At 59.5% G+C, this 17,986-nt stretch carries 16 protein-coding genes; 3 read left to right on the forward strand and 13 right to left on the reverse strand.

Annotated elements, in window-relative coordinates; all coding sequences use genetic code 11:
* The first annotated feature begins 54 nt into the window (after positions 1–54).
* The 3 genes from nifA (NKI39_RS19390) (at position 55) to NKI39_RS19400 (ending at position 4,337) form a co-directional block, all read left to right on the forward strand.
* A complete protein-coding gene (nifA, locus tag NKI39_RS19390; RefSeq protein WP_502898584.1) occupies positions 55–1,827 on the forward strand; it encodes a nif-specific transcriptional activator NifA in 1,773 nt (590 codons plus the stop codon).
* 238 nt (positions 1,828–2,065) lie between these two features.
* A complete protein-coding gene (gene hisC, locus NKI39_RS19395; protein ID WP_352503018.1) occupies positions 2,066–3,205 on the forward strand; it encodes a histidinol-phosphate transaminase in 1,140 nt (379 codons plus the stop codon).
* 91 nt (positions 3,206–3,296) lie between these two features.
* Positions 3,297–4,337: an LLM class flavin-dependent oxidoreductase gene (locus NKI39_RS19400; protein ID WP_023678254.1), complete on the forward strand. Its 1,041-nt coding sequence runs from the start codon at positions 3,297–3,299 to the stop codon at positions 4,335–4,337.
* A 246-nt stretch (positions 4,338–4,583) separates the two neighbouring features.
* Here NKI39_RS19400 and NKI39_RS19405 read toward each other — a convergent pair whose 3' ends face one another.
* The 13 genes from NKI39_RS19405 to NKI39_RS19465 all read right to left on the reverse strand — a co-directional run bounded on the left by NKI39_RS19405 (position 4,584) and on the right by NKI39_RS19465 (position 17,849).
* Positions 4,584–4,787 carry a hypothetical protein gene (locus tag NKI39_RS19405; protein WP_352457028.1) on the reverse strand — a complete coding sequence of 68 codons (204 nt, stop codon included), beginning with the start codon at positions 4,785–4,787 and terminating at the stop codon, positions 4,584–4,586.
* A 159-nt stretch (positions 4,788–4,946) separates the two neighbouring features.
* Positions 4,947–6,842: an ABC transporter ATP-binding protein gene (locus NKI39_RS19410; protein ID WP_352833651.1), complete on the reverse strand. Its 1,896-nt coding sequence runs from the start codon at positions 6,840–6,842 to the stop codon at positions 4,947–4,949.
* Complete coding sequence (locus tag NKI39_RS19415) at positions 6,842–8,710, reverse strand: ABC transporter ATP-binding protein (protein ID WP_352833653.1); 1,869 nt, start codon at positions 8,708–8,710, stop codon at positions 6,842–6,844. Before NKI39_RS19415 ends, NKI39_RS19410 begins: the two co-directional genes overlap by 1 nt.
* A gap of 73 nt (positions 8,711–8,783) precedes the next feature.
* A complete protein-coding gene (locus NKI39_RS19420) occupies positions 8,784–9,689 on the reverse strand; it encodes an SIR2 family NAD-dependent protein deacylase (protein WP_352833656.1) in 906 nt (301 codons plus the stop codon).
* A gap of 37 nt (positions 9,690–9,726) precedes the next feature.
* Positions 9,727–9,939, reverse strand: coding sequence for a putative nitrogen fixation protein NifT (gene nifT, locus NKI39_RS19425; RefSeq protein WP_352542071.1), 213 nt, complete (start codon positions 9,937–9,939; stop codon positions 9,727–9,729).
* Positions 9,936–10,256 carry a nitrogen fixation protein NifZ gene (locus NKI39_RS19430; protein WP_352833757.1) on the reverse strand — a complete coding sequence of 107 codons (321 nt, stop codon included), beginning with the start codon at positions 10,254–10,256 and terminating at the stop codon, positions 9,936–9,938. The genes nifT and NKI39_RS19430 overlap by 4 nt, the downstream gene beginning before the upstream one ends.
* Before the next feature lie 98 nt (positions 10,257–10,354).
* Positions 10,355–10,549 carry a 4Fe-4S dicluster domain-containing protein gene (locus NKI39_RS19435; protein WP_023678248.1) on the reverse strand — a complete coding sequence of 65 codons (195 nt, stop codon included), beginning with the start codon at positions 10,547–10,549 and terminating at the stop codon, positions 10,355–10,357.
* Between the two features lie 32 nt (positions 10,550–10,581).
* Positions 10,582–12,060 (reverse strand): nitrogenase cofactor biosynthesis protein NifB, encoded by a 1,479-nt coding sequence (gene nifB / locus NKI39_RS19440; RefSeq protein ID WP_352833659.1) that lies wholly within the window; start codon positions 12,058–12,060, stop codon positions 10,582–10,584.
* Positions 12,061–12,296: 236 nt separating this feature from the next.
* Positions 12,297–14,060, reverse strand: coding sequence for a nif-specific transcriptional activator NifA (gene nifA, locus NKI39_RS19445; protein WP_352833662.1), 1,764 nt, complete (start codon positions 14,058–14,060; stop codon positions 12,297–12,299).
* 181 nt (positions 14,061–14,241) lie between these two features.
* Positions 14,242–14,541, reverse strand: coding sequence for a ferredoxin family protein (locus NKI39_RS19450; protein WP_023678245.1), 300 nt, complete (start codon positions 14,539–14,541; stop codon positions 14,242–14,244).
* Positions 14,542–14,552: 11 nt separating this feature from the next.
* Positions 14,553–15,860 (reverse strand): FAD-binding protein, encoded by a 1,308-nt coding sequence (locus tag NKI39_RS19455; protein ID WP_352833759.1) that lies wholly within the window; start codon positions 15,858–15,860, stop codon positions 14,553–14,555.
* A 9-nt stretch (positions 15,861–15,869) separates the two neighbouring features.
* The gene (locus NKI39_RS19460) at positions 15,870–16,979 is read right to left on the reverse strand and encodes an electron transfer flavoprotein subunit alpha/FixB family protein (RefSeq protein ID WP_352491473.1); all 1,110 of its coding nucleotides are present in this window, start codon (positions 16,977–16,979) and stop codon (positions 15,870–15,872) included.
* Positions 16,980–16,997: 18 nt separating this feature from the next.
* Positions 16,998–17,849, reverse strand: a complete 852-nt coding sequence (locus tag NKI39_RS19465; RefSeq protein WP_352577710.1) for an electron transfer flavoprotein subunit beta/FixA family protein — start codon at positions 17,847–17,849, stop codon at positions 16,998–17,000.
* Positions 17,850–17,986 lie beyond the last annotated feature (137 nt).

Raw genomic sequence — 17,986 nt, forward strand, 5'->3', positions numbered from 1 at the left:
TCGCGGGCGCACATGCCGCCGGCATGCATTTCATGGCGCGAGATCGAGGATCATATGCACCACAACATTCCCAAATCAGAACAAAATGCCAGCGAGTGCCGCATTTCGCTTCCGGATGCGAAAAGGGCTTACCCAAAGTCCGAGATGAACACCGCGGTCCCTTTTGTGCCATCGCACGAGCACGCGCTTACCGGCATCTTCGAAATATCGAAAGTACTCACCGACCCCGCCCGGCTCGAAGTCACGTTGGCCAAGGTCGTCGATCTCCTGCCCTCGTTTGTGCAGATGCGGCACGGCATCATCGCTCTCTTCGACGCTGAGGGCGTACTGGACATCACCGTAGTCACCGGCTGCGACGAGAACAGCGATGAGCGCTCCCGGATGCGCCTGCCGCGCAAGGCAATCGATCTGATTGTGACGACGGACACGCCGCTCGTCGCCGAGAACATAGCGGTGCATTCGGCCTTCACTGCCGCTGACATAGAGGTGCTTGGGGCCTCCGACACCGTGTCCTTCATCGGCGTTCCCATTCGTGTTGATGGGAACGCCGTAGGCACGCTGACTATCGACCGCGCCTTGGACAGCAGGTCAACGTATCGGCTCGATTATGATGTCCGGCTGCTCACGATGATCGCCAACATGGTGGGACAGACAGTCAAGTTGCACCGCTTCTCCGCGGGCGACCGCGAACGACCGACAGAGGTGGAAGATCGGCTGCAAACGCAATTCTCTGATGTCAAGCACCCTGCACCGCAGCGCAAGAAGGTTCACGTCAAGGGGATGATTGGCGATAGTCCGGCGCTAAGCGCGCTGCTCGAGAAGATCGCAGTGGTAGCTAAGGCAAAGACCACGGTTCTGTTGCGAGGCGAATCCGGTACCGGGAAGGAGCTGGTCGCCAAGGCAATTCACGAGTTGTCGCCGCGCGCCAAGCGGCCCTTCATCAAACTCAATTGTGCAGCGCTGCCAGAGACAGTCCTGGAATCCGAATTGTTCGGTCATGAGAAGGGTGCCTTCACAAGCGCGTTCAATTCCCGCAAGGGTCGCTTTGAGCTCGCCGACAAGGGGACGTTGTTTCTGGATGAGATCGGCGAGATCTCGGCCTCCTTCCAGGCAAAGCTACTGCGCGTGCTGCAGGAGCAGGAGTTTGAGCGCGTCGGCAGCAACCAGACCATCAAGGTCGACGTTCGCGTGATTGCCGCCACGAACAGGAACCTTGAAGAGGCGGTTGCAAGGAATGAGTTCCGCGCCGACCTATATTATCGCATCAACGTGGTTCCCTTGCTGGTGCCGGCATTACGCCAAAGGCGCAGCGATATTCCGCTCCTCGCAGCTGAGTTTCTCAAGAATTTCAACGATGAGAACGGCCGTACGCTGACCTTCGATCCGCGTGCGATTGAAGTACTGATGAAATGTGAATTTCCCGGCAACATTCGCGAGCTTGAAAATTGCGTGCACCGGACAGCGATCCTGGCGGAGGGACGATCAATCGGGAGAAACGACTTTGCGTGCTCCCACGACCAATGCTTTGCCGAGGCGCTGCGGAAGAGCAGATCGGGCAAGGCCGCGCTCCAACCAGCGCCAATCCTCCCAGAGGCAGTGAATCCGGCCACGCCGCCGGATGCGGCCGCTCGTTCGGCCGCCACCACAGTCCCGCCTGCCGGAGCAACCCACTCATTGGGCGCGAGGACCACCGACGCCGAGCGCGTCATTGCTGCCATGGAAAGATGTGGCTGGGTGCAGGCAAAGGCGGCGCGCCTGCTTGGACTGACCCCGCGCCAGATTGGCTACGTGCTGAGGAAATACGGCATCGAGGTCAAGCGTCTGTGAAAGCATGACTCAGGCGGATTAGCTGAGACCGCTTAGCGGCTTGGCCCGCGCAGGGATGCAGATCCGCGTCCGCGTCAAGTCGATCCGACCGAGGACAGCCTGGCCGAATTCCCGTCGTGGCAGCCGGCGTTGCGACCATCTTGTGAAAGGCGACGCTGCCATCGTCAATCCGTCCGCCATGTTGCTTTCGTTGCGAGCTCATACGGATGCCCCTGTGCGACTGAAACGGAGATAAAATATGTCCGATGCAAAACTGCAAGCTGTGCTTTCGTCTCTTCCGCAAGGGACGCGACAGTTAGATGCTCTGCCGTCCAACGGACCAGCGCCGGACAAAAGTTTTGTCAAGCTGAATACGAATGAGAACCCGTTTCCGTTGCCGCCAATCATAATGCAAAGTGCAGTGGCGGCCCTCAATCGCCAGTATCTGTATCCGGACGACGATAACATCAGCTTGAGGGAAGCAGCGTCCAGTACCTATGGCGTATCCACGGATCAGGTCATCGCAGGCAACGGGTCGTCTGAACTGCTCGGACTCATCTACAGAGCTTTCCTCGCCCCTGGCGACAAGGTGGCGATGATATCGCCAGGGTTTTCGTTCAACCGCAAACTTGCCATGCTGCATGGTGCTGAGTTTCTCGAGATCGGATGTCAAACTCATTCGCTGCCAATGGAGCAATTGCTTTCCGGTCCGGCAAAAGACGCCAAGTTCATTCTGGTGGCCAATCCAAACAATCCGACCGGAACATTCCTCTCGATAAGCAATATCGAACGCCTCGTGGCACAATCGGATCGCCTGGTCGTCCTTGATGAGGCCTACGTCGACTTTGCACCCGATCACGGGCTGCGCCTCATCAACCGTTATTCGAACCTTCTGATCTTGAGAACATTTTCGAAGAGCTATGCCGCCGCCGGCATTCGCGTCGGTTTCGGTTTCGGTCACCCTGAGATTATTGGCAGGCTGCGCAACATCCAGAACGTCTTCAACATGAACGTGATCGGGCATGCGGTTGGTATCAGCGTGCTTGCGCATCGCGGCGCCTACGCAGAGAACCACAAGCACATCAGACATGAACGACAGCGAGTGACAGCCGCACTGTCGCAACTTGGATTTTCCGTAACGCCCTCCCACGCAAATTTCTTGCTAGCCCGTGTGCCAGCGGGACAGGACGGCTCATGGTGGCAAGCAGCCTTGGAAAGTCAAAAGATACTCGTTGCCTACTTTCCGGACAATGGTTTGGAACATTGCATCCGCGTCAGCATCGGCACAAAAGAGCAATTGGATGCATTTCTTGCTGCCGCTCGCGATATAGTTGGAAGCTTAAACATACCAAGCACCACGGGCAGGGGAGCGTCAGGCTCTGCTCGTTCGGTACGCTGACCCTAATCCGATATCACACATTGCTATCTTTAGACTTGCTTGGTCACCCAAGCACGACAACATTTTTCTTTAAAATCAGGGACAATATCGAGTGACAAACGTCTTTCCTTCAAACCTAGCCTTCGGCATCTTCGATCATCTGGACGAGGACGGCCTCGATATCGCCCGGCAGTACGAAGATCGCCTGATATTAGCAGAGGCGTGCGATCAGCTAGGGTTCTATGCCTATCATCTCGCAGAGCACCACTGTACCCCCCATGGGAGAGGTCCATCGCCGAATCTGTTCTTATCGAGCGTCGCCCAGCGCACCCGGCGCCTGCGTCTCGGACCCTTGGTGATGCTGCTTGCGCTTTATCATCCGCTGCGTGCGTTCGAAGAGATCTGTATGCTGGACCAGTTGAGCGGTGGCAGGCTCGAACTGGGCATAGGGCGCGGTGCTCTCCCGATCGAATTGGGTTACTTCGGGATTGGTGCGGACGCGGTGCCGGGCCGCTATGCGGAAGCCAGCGAAATTCTTGTTGAAATACTTGTTAATGCCATGAAGGTTGGCACGCTGTGCTATCAAGGCCGCCATTTTGAGCTCAATGACGTTCCTTTGACGCTAAGACCTCATCAGCGTCCACATCCGCCGACATGGGTCGCCGCCAATCGACCCGAGTCCGCAGCCTGGGCCGCTGCGAATGGAGCAAATATCGCGTGTGTAGGACCTTCCTCTTCTGTTCGCAAAACTACTGATGCGTTCCGCGCCTATCAAGAGGACAACACTGGCGCGGGCGATCGAGCGCCATTTATTGGATTGCTCCGCATGGTCGTGGTTGGGCGTTGTGACACACATGCCTATTCGCTCGCGGCACCTGCTTACGAACGATGGCTCAAGAGCTTCCAATTCCTTTACGAGCTTAACGCTATCCCCACTCCACCCAACCTGCCGCTGACCTTCGATGCGGCAGTCGAGAGTGAATTGTGCGTGGTAGGATCAGCAGCGTCTGTGCGAGAAGCTCTGCTCAGTCAGTTGGAAGAGGCAGGTGCTAACTACCTTCTTTGTCAACTGGCATTTGGGAATCTGCCGCTAGATGCTTCCCTATACACCGCGACGACCATTCAATCCGAAATCATGGCTCGACTTGGCTGACCATGAAATTCGCGGTCTGATCCGAAGGTAAATCGTTGTAACAGCGCTCCCTCACATTGCTCGAGCGTGCACATGGTGGGGATTGGGAAATCGTGAGGGAGGCCAAACTGACGACGAGCCGGCGGCACAGATTACCAGGTTTGTGCGTTGGCCGGCATCTGGGCACGGTGTGAGACTGCACGATCCTAAGGAGATGATGGCCGAGCGCGTCACGATGCCGGCACGCATCTGCTCGTCGCGCTCGCGCTAGTCGTTGCCCATAGCCCGCCGCAAGAGGTTCTTCTCGACCGGGGCGGCGCCGGTGGCGGCTCCCGCATCCAGCTTCATCAGCGGCTCGGCGGTAGCAAAGCCGTCACTCGCTACGGCGCTGTTGAGGGCGCGCTCGCGAGCGGCTTTGCTACGCCGAGCGACACCACCTGGAGCGAGTTCGCCCGATGTCGCGGCGTGCACCGCGGTCGGATAACGACGCTGGAGGAAATCGTTCGCAGCCGGTCTTCACGATCCGCGCGAGTGCTTTGCATGAATGCTGCCTGCTTCCTCGTCTGCGGTGGCCTGAGTGTCCGCCGGCACGCCCGAAGTCAATGTCAGTACCACAAGGCCGCCAAGACGTCAGGTCTGGGAGCCGGCTTGTACGGTCGTATCGTGTTCTGGAATATCGTCAAAGGAGGCGTAGTTGAGATTGTAGAGTTTGGAATACAGGCCCCCCATGGCTATTAGCTGATCGTGGTTGCCAGTCGCAATAACTTGGCCATTCTGAAGCACGATGATGCGGTCGGCACCCCGGATCGTGGCAAGACGGTGGGCGATGACGAGGCCAGTGCGCCCTTCAAGCAGCTTTATCAGAGCCTTCTGAATCTGCATTTCCGTGTAGCTGTCGATGTTGGCGGTAGCTTCGTCGAGCACGAGGATCTTGGCGTCGGCGACGAGGGCGCGGGCGAAACTGATAAGCTGGCGCTGGCCGAGAGATAAGTTGTCGCCGCGTTCGCCAAGTTGGGTCTCATACCCGTCGGCGAGGCTCATTATGAAGTCGTGGGCGCCGACCGCCTTGGCGGCCTCGATCACCTTGTCGCGCGCGGCTTCCGTCTTGTGGTATCGAATGTTCTCGAAGACCGTCCCGGTGAACAGGAACGGCTCCTGCAGCACCATGGCGACCTGGCGGCCGAGCGATTCCTGGGTGAGATCGCGCACATCATGTCCGCCGACCAGCACTTGGCCCTGCTGAACATCATAGAAGCGGTGGACCAGGGCCATCGCGCTCGATTTGCCAGAACCGCTCGGCCCGACCAGTGCGACCGTCTCGCCGGGATTGACCCGGAAGGAGACATTTTTCAGCACCGAACGGTTCGGATTGTAGCCGAAGGTGACGTCCCTGAACTCGACCGAGCCGTCCATTTCGGGCGAAAGCACCTCGGCATTGGGTTTGTCCTGAACATCGATCTTGACGTCGAGCACATCGGTCAGGCGCTTGCCTGAGGCCATGGCGCGCTGCATGACCGAATATTGCAGGGTGAGTGAGCGGATCGGGTCAAAGAAGCGCTGGATGTAAAATAGGTAGGCAACCAATACGCCCACATCTATGCGGCCATTCATGACCATCGAGCCGCCGACCACAATAACGGCGGCCATGGCGAGGCCGGTGAGGCCATCGACGATAGGCACCATGACCAGTGCATATTTGGCAGCGATCAGGTGGGTCCTGAGGTTGGCATGGGCCTTGTCGTCAAAAAGGATGAAATTCACCTGCTGGCGGTCCATTGACTGGACGGTGCGCACGCCGTGAATGGCTTCGGCCAGCGCGCCGTTGACGACGGAATTAGTCTCGTGTGCGGCCATGAAGGCGTCGCGGGCACGCGGCAGCCAGACAATGCGGACGATCACCAGGACCGGCAGAACCGAGAGCGTCAGGAGGCCGAGGCGGAAGTCGAGCCACAGCATTACGAAAACGATGCCGAAGAGAAGCGCAACATCGCCTACGGAATATACCGAGGTTTCGAGGAATTCCTGTATGGAGTTGACGTCGCCTTGCAGGCGCGACATGAGGCGTCCGACCTCGGTCTTGTCCATGAAGGAGAGCGAAACCTTCTGCAGATGGCCAAACATGGCGCGGCGGATGTCGAACAGGACAGTTTCGGCCACTTTCCCAACCACGGTTTCCTGCATGTAGCCGGCAGCGAAATTGACCAAAATCGCCAAAACGAACGCGCCGACGGCCGCGAGCTGGGCTGAGCGATCGGTCCTTGCCGGGTTCATGCCCTGGTCGAGCGCGTAGCGGATGATCAACGGGATGAGAAGCTGCGTCCCGGTGAAGATCAGCATTGCTGCAATCGTGATGACTACCCTGGCCCGATAGGGACGGACGAAAGCCCAGATGCGCCGGAGGATGCTCTTGTCGAAAGCCCGGCCGAACATCTCCTCCTCGATGCGGTGCGAGCCGACAACCGCGCGCGGAGGGCGTCTGCCGTCGTCACGTTCGGCTTCGACTTCGCCGGCGCGGCCCTGCGCCATCAGCGGGCGCCCCCATACTGGGTCATATTGTCATCACCCGGGCGCGTCTGGAGATCGTAAAGGGCCCTGTAGCGTCCCCGCTTCGCCAAAAGCTCTCGATGCGTGCCGCGTTCTACGATTTCGCCGTTATCGACAAAAAGGATCTGATCGGCATGCACAAGCGCACTCAGCCGGTGCGCGATGATGATCGTCACCCGATCCTTGGCGAAGCGCCGCATCGCCGCGCGGATGCGCTGCTCGGTGCCGGCATCGATCGCGGCCGTTGAGTCGTCGAAAACGACGACGGAGGGGCGCAGCATCATGGTGCGAGCAATCGTGAGACGCTGGCGCTGGCCGCCAGAGAGAGAGACGCCGCGTTCGCCCACGACCGTCTCGTAGCCCGCTGGGAGCCCGAGGATGTAGTTGTGGAGCTGGGCGAATTCGCCAGCGCGTTCGATTCGCTGTCTCTTCGCCCAGGGATCGCCATAAGCGATGTTGTTCTCGATCGTAGTGGTGAATAGGAATGCATCCTGCTGTACGACGGCGACCGCCTTGCGAAGCGTCGCGAGGGTGACATTGCGTATGTCCTGGCCGTCCAGCGTGATGGCGCCACCGGTCACGTCATAAAAGCGGGGGACCAGATGAGCTATCGTCGATTTGCCCGAACCCGGCGGACCGACGATCGCGATCGTCTCGCCTCTACGGGCCTCAAAGCTGACGTTCTTCAGAATGGCGCGGTTTTCGGCGCTGGGGTACGCAAACGAGACATTGTGGAAGCGCAGAGTGCCGTCGCTTATCTCGAGCGGTCTGGCCTCGAGAGCATCCCTGATTGTGATCTCCTGGTCGAGGAGACCGAAAAGCCGCGAACCGCAGCTAGAAGCGCGGGCAAAGGCATTGACCATGAGGCCGATCTGGCGGACTGGCATTTGCAGGATTGTCATGAAGGTCAGGAAGGTCGCCACCGTTCCGACGCTTATCTCGCCAGCGACGAGCTTGCTGCCACCGATCCAGAGCACCAATCCCATTGCGAAAAAGAAGGACAAGGTCATCGCCGACGTGCTGGGCACGTAGATGTCAACTCGGTCGTGGGCGAGGTCGAGCGCGTTCTTGGAAGCGCCGTCGAACTTCAGCATCTCATAGGCTTGAGCCGCAAAAGCGCGGACCACGCGGATGCCTGCGAGATTTTCCTCCATCACGCGGCTTAGTACTGAAAGCCGCTCATGCAGGTCGAGCCAGGTGGCGCGCAGCCTAAGCTGTGTGGCCGATGAGCGCCAGGCGACAAAAGGCACGAAGCTCAGCGCGACCAGGCCGAGCATGGGATCGGTCGAGATCATCATGTAGGCGCCGATCCCGATCAGCATGGTGAGCAGGAGCACGCGAACGAGCGCGGTGGAAAAATACATCCGCACGCCTTGGAGATCGAGCATTCCGATGGTGATCAGATCGCCTGAATGGACCCGGTCGTGAAAGGAAAAGCTGAGACGCTGGATCTTGTCGTAGTAGGCGAGCCGCAGTTCGTACGCGACATGATGCCCGACGGCTTCGGCAAAATAGTTCTGCGCCATCGTGAAAAGGCCGCGTAGCGCGCTGACGGCGAGCAGCAGGAGAGCCGGGATCCAGAGCGCTTGTCCTGCCGCGGTCCCCGCGACACCGCCCCCGATGGCTGTCTGGGTCAGGTCGACGGCCCGGCCGAGAAGCTGGGGAATGAGCAACTGGAGGATTGCCGCCAGGACCGTCGAGCCCATAGCGAAGGCGACCTGCCAGGGATGCCGCAAATTCATACGCGTGATGCGCAACAGCGTACTCAAATCCCGGCCCCAGCGCGCCGCTTCCACATGGGTCAACGAATTCAGAGCGTTCGTTGCGCTGCCGATAGCATCACTGCTCACGGGTGTATTCCCGACTGCATTTTGCGCCTTCGAGGCAAGCCGAAGGACCAATCATCAAAGGGGCCCGCCATTGTTAATCCTGTCCACCACCTGCAGCAGGGCGCGTTCCTATAAGCCGAGCCGCGGCTTCACTTACTGGCATGTCGATCACCGTGATTCCGCTTGCCGCAAGGAAACGCGCTTCGTTTCTGGTCAGCGTTTCCGCGTCCATTACCGCGCAATATGGACCTCGGGAGCGCTTCATGATCTGCCTGGCGTAGGTGCGCAGCATCTGATCGTTGAAGCGGCAGCCAACGAAGAAAAATCCACGGGTGATGCGCCGTTCCTTCACCACGTCTGGGATCGGTGTCTGGATATCGATTTCGGTCAGGACTTCGACATAGTCGGAATCTGCGACGAGAAAGTTTTGCGCCGGCCTAATACTCCCGTGAGGTGTATAGAGAACCGTCTTTGCCCCCGATCGGGGGTCGAGTTCCCTCCCGGACAAATCGTAGGTTTTCGTCCAAATGTTACCGATTTCGTTCGCCCGCGTGACGCCCTGTATCTCAACGACGTCCGTTCGGCCGGTCTCTACGAGAGCCGTGCGCATCGCGCCGTCGTACCAGCTGTCGACGATGAGGGAGAGCGGCAGCCTTGCGAGCCAGGCGTGGAGGAGGGTCGGCGCCACCGGCGCTGCGAATATGTAGGTCATCCAAGCTTGCAGCGTCCGGCGATGCCGGCGCTGTTCGATGAACTGCGCAACCGACCACATATTGGTGCGGATCCTGGAAGGGGCTGGCGCCCGCGCATTGAGTGCCGCGGCAACGACCTCCGGCGTATGCGGCACAGGCGGTTCCGCACAGTTGAACCCAAGAAGACCCGGACCGAGATAGGGGATCACCTCATCGGCGGCGAGCGCTTCCTTCGCCAGGTCAAGCAGCTTTTCGGCAAAACTGTCCCGCACGATGACGAGGTGGCCCGATGTCAGGATCGTGTTCATGCTCGTTTCCTCGCGACGCACCTATCAAGGGGCAGCATCAGTCCTGTTCGGAAACCTTCCTTGCCTCGACGGTGATCGGCAGACGCGTATCCCGTGGAAGATCGGGTAGGAGGAGCCGCCACCCGTTCCTGAGCGTCACAGTTCCGCCCCACAACTCTTCCTTCTCGAGCTTGATGATCGGCTCTTCGAGGTCCTTCTTCGGGACATACGCCGACAAGCCAGCCTCGGTCCTGCGGATCATGACTTTCATCTGGCCGTCCCTTCATTGGTATTGCTTTCAGCACTGCAGGGCGCCTCGGCCTTGTCGAGGCTCATCAGTTCACGCGCTCGCATGCCGACGACGGTGCCACGGTCGACCCATTCGACCGCATAGATGAAGAACTGCTGGAGAAAGGTGCCAATGTCGCGCACATATCCCTCGTCGCCCTTCCGCACGAGATTTTCGCCGATCTCCCTGCCAGGATAGGTGCCGTCATTTTTTATATGGCGAGTGGCACGTACCCGCTCTCCCTGCATGAATCGTGGAGGCCTGCGGATTTCGACCTCCTCTTCGCGTCCGAGCGACATGTCCGTTCCCTGATTTCCCTTGAGGCTGCAGATTGTGAACAAGGCGTTCCAGGCGTCCTGCGCAGGCAGCCCCGACCATGTCGGCAGCCCAATGTTCGTCACGCAGGAACGCAGGTCTTCGGCACCGGGCATACCGAGGCACATTGCTGCGCATCGAAGACCCCCTCGCACTCGGTGCACTTTTGCGGCTCGATCACATAGCTCTCGCCTTTGAACTTGATCGCGCCGGAGGGACACTCGAATTCGCAGGCGCCGCATTGGGTGCATTGGGATGCGATGATCTTGAAAGCCATTTTAACTCCTGGTCCGAATGGATGAGACGCGCTCAGGCCGTCGCCGCGAGTGCGGGGGTCCCAGACGCGGCCGCGTAAATCGCGCTGATTGCGGTCTCGATATAGTCGTGGGCATATGCGTCGGTGGCTTGGATTCCAGCGTCGGCGAGCTGATCCTGCGGGCAGTTTCCGATGTTGGCGCACAGCACGACATCTATGCCCTCAAGCGCAGCGATGACGCCATCCAGGGCGGCTTCTCCGCCCCAGCCGCCGAGACAATACTGCTCGACCTTGCGATGCCCGACAAAGCTGATCCCTCTCGGCGATGCTTCGTAAACCTGGAATTCCTTCGCATGGCCGAAATGTTCATTGACGCGGCCGCCGCCCTTGGTCGCCACTGCGAAGAGAAGGGACTTGCCGGGGCTCGCTGCCTTGACCAATCCGATCGCTTCTCTCCTAGCCGCCACGTGATCACGGCGCTCCTCCGCGACCAGCTCCCGATAGGCCTTGCGATTGCTGGCATCATAGGTGACCTCGCCGGGAATTCGGTCGACTGTGAATTCCTGGCCACGATCCTCACCGAGCAGGCCGACGGCATCTGCCCGGCACTGCCGGCAGTGGCGCATCAACTGGGCGCCGCCTTCGACACGATCCTGAAGAGCCTTCATCTCCATTGCGTTTGGGCCGCGTTGCCCGCTCAGTCCGTAGTGCGTGCCGTGCGCCGGGTCCGAAATCAGCGGCATGAGGTTGTGCAGGAACGCGCCTCGCTCCTTAACCCATCTATTCACCTCGATCAGATGCTCATCGTTCACGCCGGGGATCATCACCGAATTGATTTTGGTGAGGATGCCGCGCGCGGTCAGCATCTCCAGACCCAACATCTGCCGCTCGTGCAGGATCCGGGCGGCTTCGATGCCGACGTAGCGGCGATGGTCGTAAAAGATCCAAGGATAGATCTTTGCACCGACCTCAGGGTCGACCATGTTGATGGTGATCGTCACGTGATCGACATTCATGTCGGCAAGCTCATCGACATGGTCCGGCAGCGCGAGCCCATTCGTGGAGATGCAAAACTTGATGTCTGCGATTTCCCTGGCGACTCGTTCGAACGTTGCCTTCGTCTTCTTCCAGTCGTAACAGGCATCGCCAGGTCCGGCGATGCCGAGCACGGAAAGCTGCGGCACCTCGTTGGCGACCGCGATCACCTTGCGTAGCGCCTGGTCGGGCGTCAGCTTTTCGGAGACCACCCCAGGCCGGCTTTCGTTGGCGCAGTTATATTTGCGATTGCAGTAGTTGCACTGGATATTGCAGCCGGGCGCCACCGCGACGTGCATGCGCGCGAAATAGTGATGCGCCTCTTCTGAAAAGCAGGGGTGATCCTTGATCTTGTCCCAGACAGCCGGATCCGTGTCGTCCGGCTTTATCGACGAGCCGCAGGACGAAGACGCGCAGCCACCGGCTTTCACGGTGGCAAGCAACTGGTCATCGAATGTCGTGCTGAGGCTCTCAAGCGAAATTGCCGGTGCGGACATCGAACGGCTCCGTTGCTGGGTGAATGTCGCAGTTCAAACCGCAAGAGCTATGCCAGCTCAAAGAGCGGTTTTGGTTCACGAATTGGCTTTCGTGTCGGATTCCGTCGGATTGCTCCGACACACCTTTGTCGGGCTTCCGACAGTGGACAAGCATCGGGTCGCGAAGGCTACCAGCCTTGGGCGCGAAGGGTGTGAGGGAGACTACTTCGGGCTTACGTTTGACGTCATCACGACGTCTAGAATTTCTTCACCTTGATGCCATGTCGGCGCAGCGCGTAGCCGATTTGCCGCGGCGTGAGGCCGAGGATACGAGCCGCCCTGGCCTGAACCCAACCGGCCTTGTCCATCGCGTCGATCAGCCGGTCGCGTTCCGTCAGACGCGGGGGACAAGCGGGATCGTTCGGATCGCCGGCCGCAAGGGGAGATACGTTGCCTGCGGAGGCACCGATGCGACTGGCCGGCAGCCGCAATCCGACCGGCCCTGCGTTGACCCGTGCGAGATCGTCGATGATATTGCCGCCATTCGAGCGGTCGGCTCGCTTCCAGAGGAGCCAGGAAAGGCACTGGCTCTTCTTACAGGCGAAATCGGATGGCGTGATCGTCCTTGAACGCGCAAGTGTGGCCGTCCTTTGGACGCAGTTCTCCAGCTCGCGGACGTTACCAGGGAAGTAGCATTGCGAGATCAGGTCAAGCGCCGACGGCGCGAAGGCGAGTGCGCGATCGTTCTCCTTGTTGAATCGATTGAGGAAGGCGTTCGCAAGGCGTGGAATATCGCCGGGTCGCTCTCTGAGCGGAGGCAGGATAATTGGCACCACATTGATGCGGTAATAAAGGTCGGCCCTGAACTCCCCTTTTATGACGGCCGTCTCGAGGTCCTTGTTGGTGGCGCATATGAGGCGCACGTCGACCTGTAGCGTTTTGGTGCCGCCGACTCGCTCCAACTCGCCTTCCTGCAAGACACGCAACAGCTTGGCTTGAAAGGCCGGCGAAATCTCGCCGATTTCATCAAGTAGCAGCGTTCCCTCATTTGCCAATTCAAAACGACCGGCGCGCTGGGAGATAGCACCCGTGAAAGCGCCCTTTTCATGCCCAAACAGTTCTGACTCCAGAACGCTTTCAGACAGTGCGGCGCAGTTCAATTTGACGAAAGACTTCTTCCTCCGACGTGAGAGCTTATGGATGGCTTGCGCAAAGAATTCCTTGCCTGTGCCGCTTTCACCCCGCAGTAGCACGGTGGAATTGGTACCTGCTACGACCGAGACGGTTTCGAGCACCTGCTTGAGTGCGGGGCTTTCCCCGATGATCCCGTCGATTTTGACATCCGCATGCCGGGCAGGGTCGTAGGTCCTCCCCTCGTTGGGCGATTTCTCCGGTCTCCATTGCTCATGGACAGACCGCTGACGATCTGTACTCAGGATGCGATGGAGACGGATCGTCCGGCCGACAAGGTTGGCGACCATCGTCAGGAAGTATGTGTCCTCGTCGTCGCGAAAGTCGGTGGCGCCGTCTCCGGCGCGGTCGATCGACAATGTCCCAAGGATTTTATGATCAGCCTTTAGCGGGATACCGATAAAGGCAATTGGGATGGTGCCGCTGCTCGAAGATGTTTGAAGGTCAGCCTGAAATAGTTGGGACTTGCGGACGTCCGGTATGAAGAGTGGCGTCCCCGTAGCGACGATTTGATCTGTTATGGCCTGTGGTATGACGCGGCGAGTGCCTGATTGAGGTGCGTGGGTATTGCCGGCAGTTGCGGCAATCTCCGGCTCTCCTTCAGCGTCCAGGACGACGATTGCTCCGTGACGCATCTGCAGAAACGAAGGCAGGATGTTCACGACATTGGCGAGCGTAATCTCCAGCTCGCTGGGGGCGGTCAGCACCTTCGATATCTCGTAGAGTCCCCTGAGCGCGATATCTGCTTGGGGCATGCTTTTGATGGGCGGTTCAGGGCGGGTATCCCGAGGTGCTACCTCGTCGACCCGATCTTGCGGTACGTGAGCCATGGAAACACCTCAGCGGTTGTCGTCCAGAGTGCTCCTCCTTTTTTGTCTGAGTCTGAATTCTGAAAGCACAGTATTCACGAGCTTCTCTTCGTGGCGCGGCAATTCAAGCAAAGATAGACTTGGCGTTGGTCGCGACCTCAGCTGTACCAAGATTGACCCTCTTGATACGGTGCGTGCGTCCTCATCCGAATTTGAAGAGGACTCCGAAGCCGCCGCGTGGATAGTTCCACTCGATCTCGCCACTGGTCTCGCACAAAATCCGGCAGGTGCCGCACTCCATGCAGCCGTCGGCAGTGATCTCCACTTGACCTTTGTCGTTCAACTCATAACATTTCGCGGGGCAGACGTGGGTCAGCGCGAGCAAGTTCGCGCTTGGCCTCTCGTGCGGTCGCACTTTGATATGCGGACGGCCGGAATCCACCAAGTAGCGGTTCTGGTAAAGCTTGTCCTCGACACGTGACTTCGTCACTGCGATCGTCATTTCGTCTCCCCTCAGCGCCACGCCAATGCAAGGCGGACCGCGTCGCTGACCAGCCCCCAGCGCGAGCGCGCCTTGATGAAGGCCGCCGTGGTCGCCTTTTCCTTCTCGATCTTCGGCGTGCCGTCGACACGCATGAAGTTCTGCGCGGCTTGCGACATCAACCGCGGATAAGCCGTGAAGTAATTGCAGGAATTGGTGTGGAGCAAGGCCGGCATGTCTTTGTATTTCCTTAGGTCCTTGATCACGAAGGACTTGTCCAGCATGGCTTTGTAAAGGGCGAGATTCCGTTTGGTCATAGGACCGTTGCGGCTCTTGACCTCGATGATTGCCTCAGCCGCGATGCGGCCGGAGGTCATGGCGAGGTTCGAACCCTCGCGGTGAATGGCGTTGTTCAGTTGCGCGGCATCGCCGACCACGACCCAACCGTCGCCAAAGAGCTGCGGAATAGCCTTGTAGCCGCCTTCGGGAATGAGATGCGCGGAATATTCTTTCACTTCCGAGCCGGCGATCAGCGGCCGGATCGAAGGATGGGTTTTTAAGGCGTCGAGGAGGACGTAAGGGCTCTCGACCATCGCGGCGAAATCGGAGACGAGGCAGCCAATGCCCAGTGAGATCGACTCCTTGTTGGTGTAGAGGAAGCCGAGCCCGGCCATGCTGCGGGAGGTCGTGCCCACCGCCTCGATCACGCAGCCTTCATCGCCTTTCAGGCCGAACCGCTGCTCAATGACCTCTTCGGGCAGGAAATGCATTTCCTTGACGGCGAGCGCCACGGTTTGCGGCTTCGGCATCTCGCGCAGGCCGGCCCGCGTGCCAAGCAGTCCGCATACACCTTCTGCGAGGACGACCACGTCCGCGTAGATGGCTCCGCCGGCCCGGTCTGTGCGGACGCCGATCACCCTGTCCTTGGCGTCACGGATGAGTTCCGTCACGGTCGTCTCGCACAGAACCGTCGCGCCGGCCTCGCGCACCTTACGCGAAAACCATTTATCGAACTGGGCACGGATGATCGTGTAGCGGTTGGGCTTCGCCTCATTGAAGTCGTCCGACCGATAGTGAATCCCGGTATGGGATGTGTCGTCCATCACCCAAAGCCGCTGTTCAACCAAATGCCGCTCGAGAGGCGCATCGTCCCGGAAATCCGGGATGATCTTCTCCAGCATGTTCGCGTACATGATGGCACCCTGGACATTCTTGGAGCCCGGATATTCACCCCGCTCCAACTGCAGCACCTTCAGGCCGTGGCTGGCCATGGTGTAAGCAGCTGCGTTTCCGGACATGCCGGCCCCAATAACAATCGCGTCGAATTGTTCCTCAATCATGTCCATCCCTTAGCTCGCAAGCTTATCGCGACTGTGGGGCGACAGCCGCCGGGTGAAGGCTTCCGTCAGTGCGGGCAGGAAGCGGATCGCGTCGGTGACGATCCCGAGGTGGGCGAAATCGAAAATCGGCGCGTTCGGGTCGGTGTTGATGGCCACGATGAGATCCGCCCCCTCGACGCCAACCCGGTGCTGGATGGCGCCGGAAATCCCAGCCGCTATGTAAAGCTTCGGCCGGATGGTCTTGCCAGTTTGGCCGATCTGCCGATCAGCCGGCATCCAGCTCTTCTGGACCAACGGGCGCGAACAGCCATGCTCGGCACCAATTGCCCGCGCGAGATTCTTCACAAGCTGCAGGTTCTCCGCCGCGCCTAGACCGAGGCCTCCCGCAACCACGACGTCGGCATAGGCAAGATTTGCCTTTGCCGACTGACTATCCGGCAGGAAGCCCAGGACTTTGGTAACGATCTCGTCCTCGGCTACCGAGAGCTTGTGCCGGATGACACGCCCGACCGGTTTATCCGCCCGCGGTGGCATGGGCATGACCCTCGGTCGCACTGTCGCCATCTGGGGGCGGAAATTGAGCGTATAGATCGTGCACAGCAAGGAACCGCCGAAAGTCGGACGGGTGGCGGCGAGCGAACCGTCGGTATCCACATCAAGTTCGGTGCAGTCGGCCGTGAGCCCTGTCTGCAAGGTCGTCGCCACGGAGCCGGCAAGATCCCTGCCGAGTGTGGTGGCACCGAGAAGAAGGATCTCGGGTTTGTGGGTATCGACCAGATCCGTCATCGCCTTGGTGAATGGCTCGTTACGATAGTCGGCGAGCAGCGGCGCCTCGACGATGTAGACAAGGTCGGCGCCATAAGCGAACGCTTCGGCAACGGCGTTCCCGATGGCCTCTCCCGGCGGTCCAAGCACGACGCCTGCAAGCTGGACCTGAAGCTTGTCTGCTAACTTGCGGCCTTCGCCGAGCAGTTCGAATGATACGGGATGGACCTGGCCGCGTTCGAGCTCGATGAAAACCCAAACGTGCCGGTAGTCCTTGAAATGCGCGGGCAGCTCCTTCTTTATGCCGGCACGGCCGGCGGCAGGGCGAGGGGTTTCTCGGTTCGCGTTCGACATCGTCTGCTCCTTGCCCTCTCACGCGCCGCCGTTGAAGGCGAGCTCATGTTCCAATGCCGGCTGGCGGGTGAAGATTGCCGTGATGAGTTCGTCAGCGACATCGCGCAAGGCCATCTCGGCGGTTTCGATTTTTGCCGCCTTTTCTGCCCGCGCAGTAGGGGCGAAAACACGCTTGACGACCGTCGGTGAACCGCGCAGGCCGCATTTGGTGAGATCCTCAATGCCCGCGTCGGCCGCACTCCATTTCAAGACCTGGCTGCGCGCGGCGCACAGGGCGTCCTGGATCGAGCCCCGGCGGATCTCGTTTGTGCCTTCCAGCATGGTGATGAGGCAAGGGAGCTTGCTCTTCAGCATCTGTGTGCCGCCTTCGGAGCGGCGCTCGACCTTGATCTCGCGCGCAGCAATATCAACGGAGGCGATCTTCGCGACATAGGTCAGCTGCAGGAGTTCGAGGCGCTTGGCGATGCCGGGCCCGACTTGGGCGGTGTCGCCATCGATCGTCTGCTTGCCGGTGAAGACGAGGTCTGGCGTGCCGAACGTCTCGCCAACTTTCGCGATTGCCTGGGAAAGGGCGAAGGAGGTCGCCAGCGTGTCGGAGCCGGCAAAATAGCGGTCGGTTAAGAGCACCGCTCGGTCGGCGCCGTAACCGAGCGCCTTGCGCAGCGCGTCCTCTGCCATGGGCGGACCCATAGTGAGCACGGTGACTTCGCCACCATAGGCGTCGCGCAGTCTGAGGGCTTCTTCGAGGGCGAACAGGTCGTAAGGGTTGATGATGGTCGGAACACCCTGGCGCATGATCGTGTTCGTCACCGGATGGACCCGTATCTGTGCCGAGTCCGGCACCTGCTTGATGCAGATTACGATGTGCATTGGCGGTTTCTCAAGGCTCCTGTCCGGATGCGGGGTTGGCGTTTCATCTCCTTGGTTTGCATCATTCGTGCCAACTGTTTTGCGTGCCCCCGCTGTGATTGGTTGCTTTGAGGGCGCCGTGGTGATGACCTGATTTG

The organism is Mesorhizobium sp. M0664 (assembly GCF_040320565.1).
Classification (GTDB): Bacteria; Pseudomonadota; Alphaproteobacteria; order Rhizobiales; family Rhizobiaceae; genus Mesorhizobium.

Bases quoted from the DNA above. Each gene is read 5' to 3' on its own strand.
- NKI39_RS19450 (WP_023678245.1), bottom strand. From the start codon at position 14,541: ATGACGATCGCAGTGACGAAGTCACGTGTCGAGGACAAGCTTTACCAG.
- nifT (WP_352542071.1), bottom strand. From the start codon at position 9,939: ATGAAAGTCATGATCCGCAGGACCGAGGCTGGCTTGTCGGCGTATGTC.
- NKI39_RS19460 (WP_352491473.1), bottom strand. From the start codon at position 16,979: ATGTCGAACGCGAACCGAGAAACCCCTCGCCCTGCCGCCGGCCGTGCC.
- NKI39_RS19435 (WP_023678248.1), bottom strand. From the start codon at position 10,549: ATGGCTTTCAAGATCATCGCATCCCAATGCACCCAATGCGGCGCCTGC.
- NKI39_RS19420 (WP_352833656.1), bottom strand. From the start codon at position 9,689: ATGAACACGATCCTGACATCGGGCCACCTCGTCATCGTGCGGGACAGT.
- NKI39_RS19465 (WP_352577710.1), bottom strand. From the start codon at position 17,849: ATGCACATCGTAATCTGCATCAAGCAGGTGCCGGACTCGGCACAGATA.
- NKI39_RS19455 (WP_352833759.1), bottom strand. From the start codon at position 15,860: ATGATTGAGGAACAATTCGACGCGATTGTTATTGGGGCCGGCATGTCC.
- NKI39_RS19410 (WP_352833651.1), bottom strand. From the start codon at position 6,842: ATGGCGCAGGGCCGCGCCGGCGAAGTCGAAGCCGAACGTGACGACGGC.
- hisC (WP_352503018.1), top strand. From the start codon at position 2,066: ATGTCCGATGCAAAACTGCAAGCTGTGCTTTCGTCTCTTCCGCAAGGG.
- NKI39_RS19430 (WP_352833757.1), bottom strand. From the start codon at position 10,256: ATGTCGCTCGGACGCGAAGAGGAGGTCGAAATCCGCAGGCCTCCACGA.
- nifA (WP_352833662.1), bottom strand. From the start codon at position 14,060: ATGGCTCACGTACCGCAAGATCGGGTCGACGAGGTAGCACCTCGGGAT.
- nifA (WP_502898584.1), top strand. From the start codon at position 55: ATGCACCACAACATTCCCAAATCAGAACAAAATGCCAGCGAGTGCCGC.
- nifB (WP_352833659.1), bottom strand. From the start codon at position 12,060: ATGTCCGCACCGGCAATTTCGCTTGAGAGCCTCAGCACGACATTCGAT.